This is a genomic window from Parabacteroides sp. AF21-43, from assembly GCF_003635435.1.
GTDB classification, from domain to species: Bacteria; Bacteroidota; Bacteroidia; order Bacteroidales; family Tannerellaceae; genus Parabacteroides; species Parabacteroides distasonis.
On record NZ_QTMG01000023.1, the window covers coordinates 77,725 to 94,463 of the forward strand.

The window sequence follows — 16,739 nt, forward strand, 5'->3', positions numbered from 1 at the left end:
TTAATTATTGAAAGTCACGGAGATGCCCATTTTCAAGACCATCGGGTCCAACGGATAATGCGCAAGAGAGAAGTAATTCGGGTCAACGAACTTAGAGCCTAGATTGTATGCCATGATGAAGAAGCGAGCTTGCTTCAAATGGAAATTCGCATAAGCGTTGATCAACGGATAATTGCCAACCTTCACTTTCTTGTCTTCTTCCTGTACTTGGAACTGCTGGGTAGCCGGCTCGTAATAAGGAGCGTAATAAGCGGTGTTGTAGTATACGTTTGCGCCAATCTGTACGGTTAATACTTTCGCCAACTTAAACGCTAGATATATATTCGAGTATGCGCTGATATCCGGTAACGGGAGTTGAGACTTCTCGCTAGAAAGCTGATAGGCCACCTCATTCTCCCATCCGAACGCACGGTACATGATATCTTGCTTGATACGGGCTGAGACAACTTGAATGTTCTTACTGCTTTGCTCCGGCAAACCTTTGCCGTTGAAGAATACATAATTCTGGATACTTTCCACTCCTCCGGATAACTGGGTACGGGTGGATTCCAAGTTGATTTTCGCTCCGGCGTAAATCCTTTGCACATTTTTCAATGATAGATCCCACCAATAGTAACGCCCATGATGGTGACGTTGGTAAAACGCCGGGGTGATATTCTTGATATATCCTTCCGCCTTGATGGTAGCGTCTTTCTTGAAAAGCTTGAATTTGGTCTGTAAGTCTCCGCTCACTCGAACCTCTCCGGCGTCACTTCCCGCAAGTCCTAATTCTCCACGGACATTGTAGGTAAGAAGGCTACCACGGCGTTTGGATAATTCGCCTCCGATGTAGGTCGTAAACTCATCATATACCTCGGAAGTAGGGAAATTTAATGTACTCGGCTCAGAGCTTCCACGACCATCCGGACCGTAATCCAGTCCGGGAACTTGGGATGCCAATCTAAACCGGCGTTTCTCGAAAGTAACGAAGGCGGTCAGCCCAAACTTAGCCCAATCTTGGAAACCTTCCCGCAAGGCCAACGCAAAAGTATTCTTTAAATTCCATGAGGAAGTCTGGTCATTCAAAGATGCGTCCATACCATAAAGATGAGTGTAGCAGGTATCGATCCCGGCATCATTAGAGATAAAGCGTCTGCGGTTATCTTCGTAATCGATGGTATGGATGATACTGGAAACCGGAATGAATACCTCTTTTATGTTCCCTTCCTCATCGGTTTCTTCCAATTCTTTGGTAAAACCGAGATTGTATCTCTGTGTCAGGAAATATTGTTTTCCACGGACACGGTTCCATGTGTCCGTGTAACGGACAGGGTATGATTTACTATCGATATTTCTTTGATTCTCGGCCAAGTCATCGGGATTCGTGATATACTGGTCATTTGTAAGTCCACCGTTCTCGTAGTTTACGAAATTGAAATTACTTAAATAAGCGTTTAACTCGTAACGGTCGGTGATATAACTTCCGAAAAAACGATAACTTAATAATTTATTACCGTTGGAGTTATAATATCCGCGGCTATAGATATAATCCATCTCGCCACCGACATTGATCTTCTTGCCAAAGTTCATGGTCAGTACCCCTTTCAGTCGGTCCATCTTATTCTGGCTAGCTCCTCCTGTCGTATAAGTCACTTGGGTATAGGGTACTTTGGTATCATAGAAATAAGCGTTTGTCGGGGTCGTGATATAATAATCATAGGCATCGGCGAAGATGAAATCACGTTCCTCCTTACGTTCGTTAAAAATACGGGTTTGCGCCGGCGATCCCACATTCGCCAGATAACCTACGGCCAATGAGTTCGCTTCCACCAACGTACTATTCCCGAAATTTAATCGATTGGTATCCATAGGAGCGATATAACGTTCTCCCAAAAGAGGCGTGAGCCGATAACCGATGATTCGTTTTGATTTCAGCGCCGCGCTATCTGTTTGCAGCAAGCTATCCGGTATTTCCTTGTTTGAGGATGATAAATTAGATAACGAGAATCCACCTCGTCCTCCCCGGCTCCCGGAACGTCCTTGCGCATGCGCGGAAGCCGCCGTTCCTATCAGAAAAAGTAATATGTATAGATAATACTTCATGGGTTGCAAAGATATAACAAAAAATAATGTGCCAATTATAAAATATGCCAATATGCCAATCAGAAAACTTAATTGGCATATCGGCACATCAATGAATGAGCTTCTTATATTTTCTGTATAATCTCCATTCCTTTCTTAATGGCAGCCTCGTTCATCGGCAACAAATGATGGTGACGCTCGGGCAAGGATTTCTTCAATCCTAGCATGACGTTCTCCAATTGAACCATCGGGACGATATTAAGTAACCCGCCTAAGATCAACATATTGAATGCCTTCTCGTTCTTCATCTCGGTAGCGGCGTCCATGGCATCTACCCGATATACGTTAATATCCGTACGCTTTGCGGGCGTATGGATGCCATAACCATCGTAAATCAAAATACCGCCCGGTTTCACCTTGTTCTCGAACTTATCCATGGAAGGTTGGTTCAAGATAATAGCGATATCATATTCATTCAATACGGGTGAGCTGATACGCTCGTCGCTCAAGATAACGGTTACGTTGGCCGTACCGCCACGTTGCTCAGGTCCGTATGAAGGCATCCAGCTAACCTCCTTGCCTTCCATCAAACCGGAATAGGCCAAGATCTTACCCATAGACAATACACCTTGTCCACCGAAGCCTGCTATAATTATTTCTTGTTTCATTGTCGTTTACCGTATTACTTATTCAACATTCTTTAAGTCGCCCAGCGGGTAGAAGGGGAACATGTTCGCTTCCATCCATTTATTGGCTTTTTCCGGAGTCATCTTCCAGCCGGATGAGCAAGTGGAGACGAACTCTACCACAGAAGTACCCTTACCGGCCATAGCGTTCTCGAAAGCCTTACGAAGCATCTTCTTCGCTTTCCGTACGGCTGCGGCTGTCTGTACGCTTTGGCGTGTTACCAAGCAAGTTCCTTCCAATTGGGCTAATAAATCACCGATCTTCAGCGGGTAACCGTTCAAGGCGATGTTGCGTCCGTAAGGACAGGTAGCCGTGGGCATACCTTCCAGTGTAGTCGGAGCCATCTGTCCGCCGGTCATACCATAGATCGCGTTATTTACGAATACGATCACGATATTCTCGCCACGGTTGGCTGCATGAATCGTTTCGGCCGTACCGATAGCCGCCAAGTCACCATCTCCTTGATACGTGAATACCATCTTCTCCGGATTCAAGCGTTTAACGGCGGAAGCGATGGCTGGCGCACGTCCGTGGGCTGCCTCGATCCAATCGATATCCAAGTAGTTATATGCGAATACGGCACATCCCACGGGGGAGATACCGATTGTCTTATCTTCCAGACCCATATCGGCTATAACCTCGGCGATTAGCTTATGTATCACACCGTGGCTGCAACCGGGGCAGTAGTGCATGGGATTTTCATTCATCAATCTGGGCTTTTCATACACCAGATTTTCCGGTTTAATTATATCGTTGAGTTCCATAATCTTTAATTATTAATGTATATATCTTAAGACATATTGCACCAGCCGCAATACGATCGCCGCCCCGCCACAATACAAGAATACGGCCTTATCGCTAACAGCGAAGTAACATACCACGGCAGCTATGGCCAGTAGCATAAAAACCAGCGTCAATATCTCGTCAGCTTTACTTCCTCGTGTCATACGGATCAGAATAATTTTTCCTTCAGCGCGTTCAATACCTCATCCGGGGTGAATACGATTCCACCCAATCGGCCAAAGTGCTCTACCTTCACCTTACCATTTACGGCTAGGCGAACGTCCTCTACCATCTGTCCGGCGTTCAACTCAACCGATAACATACCTTTTACCTTATCCGCATAAGCGGCGATCACTTTTGTCGGGAACGGCCATAACGTGATCGGGCGTAACAAGCCAAGCTTGATACCTTCCGCACGGGCGATCTCAACTACCTTCTGGCAAATACGGGCGGAAGAACCGAATGCGATCAATAGATAATCAGCGTCCTCACATTGGAACTCCTCGTAACGAACCTCGTTTTCCTCGATCTTGCGATATTTCGCTTGGAAACGGATATTGTTCTCTTCCATCTTCGCCGGGTCTAGCTCCAAGGAAGTGATGACGTTACCTTTGCGTCCGCCCTTCTTTCCTTGTACGGCCCAAGGACATTGAGTGATAATCTCTTCCTCGGTACGACGGGTATGATAGGGAGGCATAACCACTTTCTCCATCATCTGTCCGATGATACCGTCTGCCAAGATAATAGCGGGGTTATTGTATTTGAAAGCCAGATCAAAACCAAGGCCTACGAAATCGGCCATCTCTTGTACGGAAGAGGGTGCCAAGGTAATCAAACGGTAATCGCCATGGCCACCGCCTTTCACGGTCTGGAAATAATCAGCCTGACTCGGCTGGATCGTTCCTAATCCGGGACCGCCACGCATAACGTTCACGATCAGACAAGGAAGCTCCGCTCCTGCGATATAAGAAATACCTTCTTGTTTCAAGCTCACGCCCGGACTGGAAGAAGAGGTCATCACTTTCTTTCCGGAGCCGGCTCCGCCGTATACCATATTAATAGCGGCTACCTCGCTCTCCGCTTGTAAGACTACCATGCCGGTCTTTTCCCACGGCATCTCTGCCATAAGGGTTTCCAATATCTCCGACTGCGGAGTGATCGGATAGCCGAAGTAACCGTCCACGCCATAGCGGATAGCCGCATGGGCGATGGCCTCGTTACCCTTCATTAATTTTATATCTTCTGCCATATCTTGATATAACTTTATATTTTTACTTTGTAGATCGTTAGACAACCGTCCGGACAAACTAACCCGCAACTAGCGCAACCGATGCATGCGTCCGGGTTCTTCATGTACACATAGTGATACCCCTTGTTGTTTACTTCTCGTGGGTGCAACTCCAGTACATCCGACGGGCAGGCTACTACACAAAGGTTACATCCCTTGCAGCGCTCTGTGTTTACAACAACAGCTCCTTTTATTTTCGCCATAATACTTGTTTATTTAAAATCTAAATGTAACACATTTCTATTGAGGCATCAAAGTTAGTAAAAAATTACTCGTTGCCAAGATTATAACGTTTCATTTTGTTGAATAGCGTCTTTCTACTGATATTTAAAGCCTCGGCGGTCAGGGTACGGTTATAGTTACTTTTGATGCTTCTTTATCACTTAATTGGTATGGAGAGGATTTCGCTTATTGGAAAAGTACGATGTGCGATGATAAAATGTAGGTAAATAACAATGGGCATCGTAAGCTCTTTACAATGCCCATTCAAAGAAGGTTACAATGGGCATTCTAATCACCTTATAATGCCCATTGTAATATTGGGTTACGCCTTAGCGCTTTTTTGTGAGAGCTTTTCTAGGAAATATACGATCCCGAAACCTAAGATCATCAATCCGACGGCCTCCCAAACAAACTGATTCGGAGCGATATTCGCCTCAACCAACGGCTTGGTCATGCCATGGCTATCCACATAGGTCTCGATCGTTTCTTTCCAAGGCCATACCTTGTTAAGCGAACCCAACATGAATCCGGCCAATACGGCGATCGTTATATCATGGAATTTACGAAGGGCGAATGACAACACGCGGGAGAACGTCGTGATACCAATAGCCGCACCCGCTATAAACACCAACATAACGGGAACGTTAAACGTCTTGACCGCCTCCATGATATAGAAGTATTTTCCGAGCAACACTAAGATAAAGCTACCCGAGATACCCGGCAAGATCATGGCGCAAATAGCGATCGCCCCACAGAGGAAGATAAAGAGTAAATTACTCGGAGTCTCGGCGGGAGTCGCCACGGTGATATAAAAAGCGATCACTCCCCCGACAACAAAACTCAAGATCGTCTTCCAGTTCCATTGCTTGATATCCTTAGAGACGAACCAAGTAGAGGCCAGCACCAAACCAAAGAAAAAAGACCATACCAAGATCGGATGATACACCAAGAGATACGTAATGATCTTCGCTAGGGAGAATATACTAATACCAATACCACCCACGATAGAAAGCAAGAAATTAGCGTTGATCCCTTTCCAGAAGGCCGCTATTTTCCCCGTGAATAATTGTTTCAATGTCGTCCCGTTAATACTTTTGATAGAGTCGATCAGTTCCTCGTAGATACCTACGATAAAGGCGATCGTTCCTCCCGACACGCCGGGAACGACATCCGCCGCTCCCATACCCATACCTTTTAATACTAAAAAACCGTAGTCCTTGAGATTTCGTTTGTTAGGCATATTACATTATTAATTGTCTAATTACTGTTATCTTTATTCTTTAAAAACTCTTTTACCAGATCCTCGGGTTGGATATGTTTCTTCTCTTTATCGGAATCGATGGTAAAGTCCGCAAATACTTCTGGTCCCACTTTACGAAGCAAATAAAGAAGATCATCTCCGGATATTTGGCCGATATGCTCCATGAAATTTTCCATATCACGGTTATCCAGATAAGCCATAGCCAAATGGATATGAATCATTGGAGTCTTCGGGTTGATTTGAAGGACTTTCTTGTAATAAGAGATCGCCTTATCTACATCTCCCTTAGAAAGCAAATATTGTCCGGCATGAAGCAGGCTGTTGCATTCTTCTTGAGTTTCCGGATTGATACTTTTCTTATCGATGATCTTGAATATCTTATTCGTAATAGCGATAGCCTCCTCCTTTTTCCCGCTATCAAGCAAGCAAAGCGCTAAAAGAGAAAGGAGACGGACATTGTTCGGATACAATTGCGCCGCCTTGAATAACATGATGGAAGCCTCGTTGTCACGCTCAGTCTCGGTACAACAACGGATATAATTGATATAATTGGTCGGCCCATCCTCCATATCCGGATCGTTTATGATCGTGGAAAGCAGTTGGTAAGCCTTCTCATATTGCTCCAGCTTCATATAACATTCCGCCATGAGTGGAGAGATACGGCGCATCACCTCCTCATCACCCTCGATTTCTTGATATTCCTCGATCGCCTTCTCATAGCTCTCGTTCATATACAGGCAGTACGCTTTCAATATTTTCAGTTCCGTATCGGAATCATCACACGTCAAGGCGAAGTCGAAAGCCTCGATCGCTTTCTCGTAATCGCCAACCATGGAATGTAGCCTTCCCAGCGTAAACCAATACTCGTATGAGAAAGGATTCTTATCGATTAGCTCATTACATAACTCGATCGCCCGGGGAACGTCTCCTTCCGTCTCGAGGATGTAGCAAAGCTCATTCTTAAGGATCAAGTTATCCGGAAATAAAGCCAAGCCACGGTCCACGAAATCGCGGGCCTCTTTGTTCATGTCTAAATCATTCAGGATGGGGGAGATGTACTCGAAGACTTCCTCCAAATAGTCACAATCCCTAGTGATCAACTCTTCCGTGATCTCCAGAACCTTGGGATATTGGTTGAGCGAGCAATAGCATTCCATTTTTAACATATCCAGATCTTGGTTATCAGTCTCCGCTATATTCTCGAGCAGAGCGAGAGCGCTCTCATAATCCTCGTTATACGCGAATTGCCTGCCTTTCTTGATTTGCAAGGCGGAATTACCGGGATGAAGCTTTAGCCCGAGGGCTAAGACTTCATCAAAGTAAGTATAATCGTTCGAATCTTCAAAGCTGTCCAACATTTCATCGATTTGATCAGCGTCGAAATAAGGCTCCTTACCCTCTTCCTTCGCTGAAAGATAATGTTGTAACAAGCGTGAGATATCGTCTTTTTTCATTTACTATTCTTTATTTATTAATCTTGCTCCACGTGTCCTTTAGTCCTACGGTACGGTTGAATACCAAGTTGTCGGGGGTGGATTCGCTATCTATGTTGAAATAGCCGATACGCTGGAATTGAAGGTAGGAAAGCTTGGGCAAGGTAGCCACGAACTTCTCTACGTAACAGTTTTTCCGGATCTCCAAGGAGTTCGGGTTGATGATTTCCTTCATCGCCTCTAGCGGGGAGCAATTCTTCTCCTCCCGGATAGCGGCCAATTCGTCTCTAGGGTTCTCCACTTTCCAAAGGCGGTCGTATAAGCGTACTTCCGCTTTTTGGCAATGGGCGCAGCTTACCCAGTGCAAGGTACCTTTTACTTTACGGTTAGCGTCCGGCATACCGCTGCGGGTATTCGGATCGTATTCGCAATATACCTCGGTAATCTCACCGTTCTCGTCTTTCTTACAGCCCGTACATTTTACGATATAGGCGTTCTTCAGACGAACTTCCTGTCCCGGTGTCATCCGGAAATATTTCTTGGGAGCGTCTTCCATGAAATCCTCACGTTCCATCCACAACTCACGGCTGAACTCGATCGTATGGCTGCCGGCTTCCGGATCTTCCGGGTTGTTGATCGCTTCCAGCTCCTCCACCTGTCCTTCCGGATAGTTGGTGATAATCAGTTTCACCGGATTGATCACGGCGGATACACGGATGGCGCGGGCATTCAGATCCTCGCGTACGGCGCTTTCCAGCAAGGCGAACTCGTTCAGGGCGTCGTAAGTCGTATAACCGATCTTGTCGATGAACTTACGGATAGACTCCGGAGAGTAACCCCGGCGGCGGAAACCGCAGATGGTCGGCATACGGGGGTCATCCCAGCCGTTTACCAAGTTCTCTTTTACCAATGTAAGCAGGTTACGCTTGCTCATCAGCGTGTAGCTTAGGTTCAATTTGTTGAACTCAGTCTGTCGGGGGCGGTTGTCGTTCAAGTCCTCGCCTTCCTTCAGCCAGTCGATAAACAAATCATACAGAGGACGGTGTACGACAAACTCCAAGGTACACAAGGAATGCGTCACGCCCTCGAAGAAATCGCTCTGTCCGTGGGCGAAGTCGTACATCGGATACGCTTTCCACGTCGTGCCCGTACGATGGTGCGGATGGTTAACCACCCGATAGATGATCGGATCGCGGAAGTGCATGTTCGGGTTTGCCATGTCGATCTTCGCGCGAAGTACCATGGCACCTTCCGCTATCTCACCCGTGTTCATCTTCTTGAAGAGAGCTAGGCTTTCCTCGATCGGACGGTTGCGATACGGGCTCTCGATGCCCGGTTGTGTAGGCGTGCCCTTTTGCTGGGCTATTTGTTCGGATGTCTGCTCGTCAATATATGCTTTACCTTCCTCAATGAGGCGGATCGCGAAATCCCACAATTGCTGGAAGTAGTCGGACGCGTAATAAATATTTCCCCACTGATATCCCAGCCATTGGATATCCTCCTTGATCGCCTCCACGTATTCCTCATCCTCCTTCGTCGGGTTCGTGTCGTCGAAACGGAGGTTGCAGATACCGCCATGGCGTTCAGCGATGCCGAAATCTAGGCAAATGGCCTTCGCGTGGCCGATGTGAAGGTATCCGTTGGGCTCGGGCGGGAAACGGGTTTGTACACGTCCTCCGTTCTTGCCTTCCGCTAAATCTTTCTCTACGGCTGCCTCAATGAAATTCAGGTTCTTCTTGCCTTCTTCTTCGTTTGTATTGATATCGCTCATACTTAAAAATTGATAGTTTTTCTTCGAATGGGGCAAAGGTAGCGATTTCTTTTTAAAATAGGCTGATGAGCAGGGCTATATTTAGGACGGTTACCATCGTTCCCAACAGCAAGAGGATGATGGTCGTAGAGCGGCTGTTCGCGTAGACACCCATGACCTTCTTGCTGGAAGTGAGGTACACTTGCGTGAAGACCGTGATCGGCAATTGCACGCTCAACAACATCTGCGACAGGATCAATCCCTTGAACGGATCGCCGATCAGGAATATGATGGCCAAGGCGGGGACGAACGATAGCAGGACTCCCAGCTTTGAGTGGAGGTCGGTATGATTGTACGCCTCGCCATAGAATCCGGCGAAGATGGAAGCCCCGGCGATACCGGATGTGATGGTCGAGGAGATACCTGCCAGTAATAGGGCGGCGGCGAAAATCACCCCGGCGTTATTTCCTACGAGGGGTACCAATAACTGTTGCGCTTGGTCCAGCTCGTCTACGGCGATGTTTTGCTTGAAGAAGGTAGAGGCGGCCAAGATGATCATCGCCGAGTTGATCGCCCAGCCGATCACCATGGACAGGAGCGTGTCGTAGAACTCGTACTTCAGTTGTTTCTTGATGACCGACTCGTCTTCTAGGTTCCATTCCCGGCTCTGTATCACCTCCGAGTGCAGGAACAGGTTGTGAGGCATCACGACGGCTCCCAGTACGCTCATGATGATCAGCATGGAGTTCTCGGGGAAGGTGGGTTTCACCCAGCCTACCACGGCCTGCCCCCAGTCTACGTCGACCAACGCCAGCTCGTATAGGAACGAGAGCCCGATAATGGACACGAACGTGATGATCCAGCGTTCGGTCTTACTATATGTATTACTGAATAGCATGGCGAGGCATACGATGGTGACGATCACCGCTCCCGCCTTGATCGGCATACCGAACAGCATCCGGAGGGCGATGGCTCCACCGAGTATCTCGGCGAGGGAGGTGGATACGCTGGCGAGCATGGCCGATCCTAGGATCGGGCGGCTTAGCACGCGGGGCATGTATTTGTTGGTCGCCTCTGAGAGGCAGAGGCCGGTCACGATACCGAGGTGGGCCACGTTGTGCTGGATAATGATCAGCATGACGGACGAGAAGGTGACGACCCACAGGAGGGCGTAGCCGAACTCGGAGCCTGCCGCAAGATTCGTCGCCCAGTTTCCGGGATCGATAAAGCCTACGGTGACAAGTAATCCGGGGCCGATATATTTTAGCAAATCCAATGCCCCGGAGCGGGGGCGGTGGTTGATCTTCAGTTTGTCTAGTAAGTTCATGTTTGTATAGATACTTTTAAATTTAAAAAACAGTGTAAAGATACGAATAGTTTCGTTGTTACCCAACGGTGGCCGGAAATACGTTCGTACGGCCGATGGCGGGTATCCGTACGGCTGTCCTCTTGTAGCTGCCCGGCCGCGTGTCCGCGTTTATGCGGATACGGTAAACGAGCTACGGGAATGTCAACACGAAGGTAGTCTGCCGTTGGGCCGGGTTGCTTCTCAACGCGATGCTGCCGCCGGACAGGCGCATGATCTGTCGTGAGATGGACAGCCCGATACCGCTTCCACCTTCTTTCGTGGTGAAGAACGGCACGAATATATGCTCGGCTTCCTCGGGGGGGATGATGGGGCCGTTGTTCGTCACTTCTAGGATAACGGCCTCGTTGGGGTCGCAATACGCCTTGAACAAGATAAGGCCGTTTTCTTGCTCGTGCCCGATCGCTTGCATGGCGTTCTTCAAGAGGTTCAAGACTACTTGCGTGATCAGGTTCTCGTCGGCGTAGACGATCAAGTCCTTCGGTTCCACGTCGATGCGAATGGTTATGTTCGGGTAATTATTGTGGTGGCGGGCCAACCGCGTGAGCCGTTCGGCGAATTTGTTGACGTAGAATAAAGAGGGCTGAGGCGTCGGTATATGCGTAAACTTACGGTAAGACTCGACGAACGCGATCAAGCTCTTTCCGGTAGAGCTGATTACCTCCAAGCCGCCCCGTATCTCCTCGTCGACATTCTGGTGGAGGGAAAGCAAGGTGTCGCTCAAGGAGGTGATAGGGGTGACGGAGTTCATGATCTCATGGGTCAAGACCCGTGTCAGTCGTATCCATGACTCGATCTCCTTATCGTCCAGCTCGCTGTTGATATCATTGATCGCGATGATGCGGACGTGTTTCTCTTGGAGCGTCATCTCGGAGACACGGACCGAGAGATGTACCGTACCCCGCTCGTTGATAAAGGAGATCTGATGTTTCTCGCCGGGACGAACGTCGCTGATGAGGCGCTCTAGATTCTCGTCGATACGTCCGAGCTGGCGGGCATGGGTAAAGACTGTCAATCCCAGCAGTCGCAAGGCCTCGTTGTTTGTCTGGAAAATATTGCCCTTATCATCTTCTACGATGATACCCGTATTCACTTGGTTCATGATCAACTCGTAATATTTCTCTTTCTGGATCGCCTCGGCTTTCGCTTGAAAAAGTATTTGGGTGATGCGGTTTAAGGAGTCGCTAACCAGCTTGTCGTTGGAGGAGCGCCCCCGGGTAGCGTACTTGAAAGCGTAATCGCTATTGTCGATCGCGTCGAACATGAAGGCTACCTTTTGCGCGTTCCGCTTGAACAAAAGGCTGATGCCCCGCAAGGCAGCCAGCCATCCGATGCCTAAGAACAGGAACCACCCCCATTCTTCCGCCAAGGCCAAGTAGGTGAGTGCCGCCGTCAGCCCGATAGCGAGGGCGAGGCGGAAGGTGAGGCTGTAATAAATGCCTTTAAAGTTCATACCGCTTGATCTTATTATAAAGCGTTTGCCGTGAGATACCCAACTGGTTCGCCACGAGCGAGAGATTGCCGCCGAATTTATCCATGGCGGCCTTGATCATAGTATACTCCATTTCCTCGAGCGTAGTGATGTCATTCTTGACGGGCGCCTCCCGCTTACGAGGGAAATCGAAATTGCTGCCATCTAAAGTATCACCGTCGGCGATGATAATCGCTTTCTCCACGGTATGTTCCAGTTCGCGGATATTACCCAGCCAAGGTTGGGCTTTCAGCTTTTCCTTGGCGTCGTCGGTGAGGGCCATGGGCTTTTTACCGTAGATATTGGTATATTTCGTGATGAATATCTCGGTAAGCGGTACGATATCCTCCGGCCGCTCCCTCAAGGGCGGGATCTCTACGTGTATCGTATTGATACGATACAGCAAGTCCTCGCGGAATTGCTCTTTCTGTACCATCTCCTGCAAGTCCCGGTTCGTGGCGCAGATCAAGCGGATATTGATGGGGATCGGGGTATTGCTACCTACCCGTACGATGCTCCGGCGTTGCAAGGCGGTCAGTAATTTGGCTTGCAGATGATAAGACAGGTTACCGATCTCGTCGAGGAACAAGCTTCCGTTGTTCGCTACCTCGAACTTACCGGGGCGATCCGTCCGGGCGTCGGTGAAGGCCCCTTTTACGTGGCCGAATAACTCGCTCTCGAACAGCGTCTCCGTGATAGCGCCCATATCCACCGGTACCATGGCCTCATCCTTGCGGGGGGATAGCAGGTGTATTTCCCGGGCCAGCATTTCCTTACCGGTTCCGTTCTCTCCCGTGATTAATAGATTGGCGTCTGTCTTGGCTACTTTCTCTATCAGCATCCGTAGTTGCTGCATGGCGTTGCTGTCTCCCCAGAACATACCGCTTTCCTTGGATACCAACTGCTTGTTGCCGACACCGCCTTTATGATTGGCCGAGCGGATTTGGTAAGCGGCTTGCAAGGTTTCCAATAATTTGGCGTTGTCCCAAGGCTTTACCACGAAATCGGTGGCTCCTTCCTTGATTCCTCTTACCGCCAGATCGATGTCGGCGTAGGCGGTAAAGAGAACGACTTGTATCGAGGGATAAGCCTTCTTGATCTCGGAGAGCCAGAACAGCCCCTCGTTGCCGCTGTTTATACCGGCGCTGAAATTCATGTCGAGCAATACGACATCCACGTTCTCGTCGTGCAGCGTGTTTTTTATCTTGTTCGGGGTAGAGATGGTGATAACCTTCTCGAAGCAAGTTCCTAACAGCATTTGTACGGCGGTCAGGATACCTTTATTATCATCCACAACTAGTATAGTGCCTTGTTTTGCCATGTCATGTCCATTTATACGGGCAAAGATACTCGATCTGGTCGATACTTCCTAAACCAGATACACCCTATTTCTGTTTCATATACCGTATGGATAAAGAAATAACGAATATAAATGGTCAGACGGGAGGGAATATCCCGGATGGCTTGCCAATCCCTAGCCGTTATTGGGCGATCCTAGCGATTGGGCTTGGTGTTACCGTGTCGGTGTTGGATGGGGCGATCGCAAACGTGGCTTTACCTACGATTGCCGGCGATCTCCATACGAGTCCGTCTGCTTCTATATGGGTGGTGAACGCTTATCAGTTGGCGATCACGATTTCTTTACTGTCGTTATCGTCGATGGGAGAGATCTGGGGGTATCGGAAGGTGTATACGATCGGGTTGCTGTTATTTAGCTGTACCTCTTTGGCCTGCGCTTTATCCGATTCCTTGTTTACGCTGATTATCGCCCGTACGCTACAAGGTTTTGGCGCCGCTGCCATAGCGAGCGTGAATACGGCCTTGATCCGTATTATTTATCCCAAACGTTTTCTGGGGCGAGGTATGGGGATTAATGCCTTGGTGGTATCCGTATCGGCCGCCGCTGGTCCTACGATAGCCGCCGGTATATTGTCCGTGGGGAACTGGCCTTGGTTGTTCGCTATAAATATCCCGATAGGTATTACCGCTTTGATATTGAGCTTTAAGTTCTTGCCGCAAAATCCGGTGAAGGCTGTCGGACGTAAGTTTGATGTTACGGCGGCACTCATGAACGCGCTGACATTCGGTTTGGTGATAGCGATTATCGAGGCGTTCACGCATGATGTACATATCTCATTGATAATAGCGGCGATTGTTATCGTATTGTTCTGTGGGTATTTCTATATCCGGAGAGAGGAACGGCAGGCCTATCCATTATTGCCGATAGACTTGCTGCGTATTCCTCTTTTTACCCTTTCTATCATTACGTCTGTGTTTTCTTTCATCGCTCAGATGCTGGCTATGGTCTCTTTCCCGTTTTTCTTGCAGCGGGTACTGGGACGCGATGAGGTGGCGACCGGCTTATTATTGACTCCTTGGCCTTTGGCGACAATGGTGTGCGCCCCTTTGGCCGGGATCTTGTCGGAGAAAATGAATGCCGGGGTCTTGAGTGGTATCGGGTTGATTATCTTCTCGGGAGGGTTGTTCTCGTTGGCGGAATTACCGGCGCATCCTTCCGATCTGGATATTATCTGGCGCATGGCGCTTTGCGGTTGTGGCTTCGGGTTGTTCCAGACTCCTAACAATAGCCTCATGATCGGGGCCGCTCCGGAAAGTAGGAGTGGAGGGGCTAGTGGTATGTTGGGTACGGCCCGTTTGCTGGGACAAACTTGCGGGGCTTCGCTGGTAGCCTTGATGTTTAAGTTATTTCCCGGCCATAGCATGCCCGCGGCGTTATGGCTGGGAAGTGTGTTGGCCTTGATCGGGGCGGTTATTAGTTTCTCCCGGATCAATCGTAAGGCTTGATCGGATTAGGCGAGATGCGATTTTACCTGCATTTTCGCCCGGTATCCCAGCAGGCATACGGAGCATAAGAAGCCTAATGGGTAAGCCATCCAAATCCCGGCGATACCCCAATGGAACGTGAATCCCAATAGATATCCGGCAGGTATGGCTATGATGAAATAAGCGAGAAACGAGATCCACATAATCGCTTTCACGTCGGCTAGCCCTCGTAAGGAGTTCGCTAAAATGATTTGTGCGCTGTCTCCTATTTGATAGAGCATCAATATGGGGAGTAGTGTCTTCACGATTGCGTTGACATGAAGATTATCCGTAAATATCAATCCAAGCCCGGATTGGGTCATGAATAAGGTGGTGCAGACAATACAAACGACAATAAGCCCCAGATGAAGCCCGGCAATGGTGATCTTACGCACCATATACCAGTCGTTCGCCCCTTTATAATAACTGGTACGAATCGCTACGGCGGCTCCAAGACCTAAATAGATGGTAAAACTGATCGTTGATATGGTAATGGCTATTTGATGGGCGGCAAGCTCAAGGCTACCCAGCCAACCCACCATGATGGCGGTGACGCAGAATGTTCCCGCTTCCAAGCCTTGTTGTAGACTGATCGGCCAGCCTATGGAATTCAGCCTTCTCCAACTCTGCTTATTGATACGAATATGGGTGAAACCTTTCCGGTAAGGCTTATAGTCGGTTCGCAGCATGAATACGGCGATGAAAAGCAATAGCATGATGATACGCGAGATAAAGGTGCTTATACCTGCCCCGAGCAGTCCGAGTTCCGGCATTCCGCATTTTCCGTAAATGAGGATATAGTTGCCGATGATATTCAGCAGATTCCCTGTCAATAGGACCCACATGGATATGGATGGGTTGGCTATGCCTTCCACGAATTGACGGAATGAATTATAAAGCATTACGAATAGGATCGAGACTAATGAGACTGCGAAATAAGGTCTTATCAATGGCAAGAGTTCTTCGGGTTGGCCTAAAGAGTCTAGGTTTAGGTAAATCCCCAGTAAGACGGCTATCAATAATAAGGTGGTAGTCATATTGGCAACCAGACTGTTTTTGAGCCAGCCTCCGATCACGATCTTTTTATTCATCGCTAAATTCTGTCCGATCAGCGGGGTAAGATTATAGGAGAATCCAGTTCCCATTATGATAAACGCATTTATTACATTATTGACGAACGATGCCGCCGCTAGTTCCTCCGTACTGTGCTGTCCCACCATGATGGTGTCTGCCAATCCGGTGATGATAGCCCCCAATTGTCCGATGATGATAGGTACCCCTAGCATTACTAAGGATTTATAATATTGTTTGTAACCCGCTATTCTATTGTACATATGTATTGTTCTGTTATTAATGATGGTGTAAAAATCCTTGATCGTATATACCGGATATACGATAGAGTTGTTCTAAATGAAAATGTAAAGATAAATTAGAAGGAATAGGGTGCGGATACGGTAGAACCTCTCGTAGTCCAATGGACGAACAAGATGCTTTTAGTCGTAAAAAAATAATATTCGAATTTACAGCTCATACCTCTTCTTAGATTTAGCGGTACAAAATTACGTAAAATCTCTGGAAAAGACGAATAAAAAGG

General features: G+C 48.2%; 15 protein-coding genes. 1 reads left to right on the top strand and 14 read right to left on the bottom strand.

The annotated features are described in order from the left end of the window. The 13 genes from DWX84_RS15465 to DWX84_RS15520 form a co-directional block, all read right to left on the bottom strand. Window positions 1–2,082, bottom strand: coding sequence for a putative porin (locus DWX84_RS15465; protein ID WP_048927422.1), 2,082 nt, complete (start codon window positions 2,080–2,082; stop codon window positions 1–3). A 104-nt stretch (window positions 2,083–2,186) separates the two neighbouring features. Further along, window positions 2,187–2,729: a 2-oxoacid:acceptor oxidoreductase family protein gene (locus DWX84_RS15470; RefSeq protein WP_048927421.1), complete on the bottom strand. Its 543-nt coding sequence runs from the start codon at window positions 2,727–2,729 to the stop codon at window positions 2,187–2,189. An 18-nt stretch (window positions 2,730–2,747) separates the two neighbouring features. Next, the gene (locus tag DWX84_RS15475; protein ID WP_005856318.1) at window positions 2,748–3,512 is read right to left on the bottom strand and encodes a thiamine pyrophosphate-dependent enzyme; all 765 of its coding nucleotides are present in this window, start codon (window positions 3,510–3,512) and stop codon (window positions 2,748–2,750) included. 12 nt (window positions 3,513–3,524) lie between these two features. Next, the gene (locus DWX84_RS21680) at window positions 3,525–3,695 is read right to left on the bottom strand and encodes a hypothetical protein (protein WP_005856320.1); all 171 of its coding nucleotides are present in this window, start codon (window positions 3,693–3,695) and stop codon (window positions 3,525–3,527) included. A gap of 5 nt (window positions 3,696–3,700) precedes the next feature. Beyond that, window positions 3,701–4,780, bottom strand: a complete 1,080-nt coding sequence (locus DWX84_RS15480) for a 3-methyl-2-oxobutanoate dehydrogenase subunit VorB (RefSeq protein ID WP_048927420.1) — start codon at window positions 4,778–4,780, stop codon at window positions 3,701–3,703. Window positions 4,781–4,794: 14 nt separating this feature from the next. Then, complete coding sequence (locus DWX84_RS15485; RefSeq protein WP_005856324.1) at window positions 4,795–5,022, bottom strand: ferredoxin family protein; 228 nt, start codon at window positions 5,020–5,022, stop codon at window positions 4,795–4,797. A 65-nt stretch (window positions 5,023–5,087) separates the two neighbouring features. Further along, window positions 5,088–5,189: a helix-turn-helix domain-containing protein gene (locus DWX84_RS15490; protein ID WP_255202288.1), complete on the bottom strand. Its 102-nt coding sequence runs from the start codon at window positions 5,187–5,189 to the stop codon at window positions 5,088–5,090. A gap of 174 nt (window positions 5,190–5,363) precedes the next feature. Next, a complete protein-coding gene (locus DWX84_RS15495; protein ID WP_008780454.1) occupies window positions 5,364–6,281 on the bottom strand; it encodes a DUF368 domain-containing protein in 918 nt (305 codons plus the stop codon). A gap of 17 nt (window positions 6,282–6,298) precedes the next feature. Continuing rightward, window positions 6,299–7,756 carry a tetratricopeptide repeat protein gene (locus tag DWX84_RS15500; protein ID WP_008771897.1) on the bottom strand — a complete coding sequence of 486 codons (1,458 nt, stop codon included), beginning with the start codon at window positions 7,754–7,756 and terminating at the stop codon, window positions 6,299–6,301. A gap of 10 nt (window positions 7,757–7,766) precedes the next feature. Next, window positions 7,767–9,506: a glutamine--tRNA ligase/YqeY domain fusion protein gene (locus tag DWX84_RS15505; protein WP_008778287.1), complete on the bottom strand. Its 1,740-nt coding sequence runs from the start codon at window positions 9,504–9,506 to the stop codon at window positions 7,767–7,769. A gap of 52 nt (window positions 9,507–9,558) precedes the next feature. Continuing rightward, window positions 9,559–10,812, bottom strand: coding sequence for an Nramp family divalent metal transporter (locus tag DWX84_RS15510; protein WP_008780456.1), 1,254 nt, complete (start codon window positions 10,810–10,812; stop codon window positions 9,559–9,561). A gap of 172 nt (window positions 10,813–10,984) precedes the next feature. Next, window positions 10,985–12,304, bottom strand: a complete 1,320-nt coding sequence (locus tag DWX84_RS15515) for a PAS domain-containing sensor histidine kinase (RefSeq protein ID WP_048927419.1) — start codon at window positions 12,302–12,304, stop codon at window positions 10,985–10,987. After that, entirely contained in the window at window positions 12,294–13,643 is a 1,350-nt protein-coding gene (locus DWX84_RS15520) for a sigma-54 dependent transcriptional regulator (RefSeq protein WP_008771901.1), read from the bottom strand. The genes DWX84_RS15515 and DWX84_RS15520 overlap by 11 nt, the downstream gene beginning before the upstream one ends. 86 nt (window positions 13,644–13,729) lie before the next feature. On the opposite strand from DWX84_RS15520, the gene DWX84_RS15525 reads away from it, so the two are divergent. Next, complete coding sequence (locus DWX84_RS15525) at window positions 13,730–15,127, top strand: MFS transporter (RefSeq protein ID WP_005856339.1); 1,398 nt, start codon at window positions 13,730–13,732, stop codon at window positions 15,125–15,127. Window positions 15,128–15,132: 5 nt separating this feature from the next. On the opposite strand, the gene DWX84_RS15530 is transcribed toward DWX84_RS15525, so the two are convergent. Continuing rightward, window positions 15,133–16,479: an MATE family efflux transporter gene (locus tag DWX84_RS15530; RefSeq protein WP_036616726.1), complete on the bottom strand. Its 1,347-nt coding sequence runs from the start codon at window positions 16,477–16,479 to the stop codon at window positions 15,133–15,135. Between the last annotated feature and the right edge of the window lie 260 nt (window positions 16,480–16,739).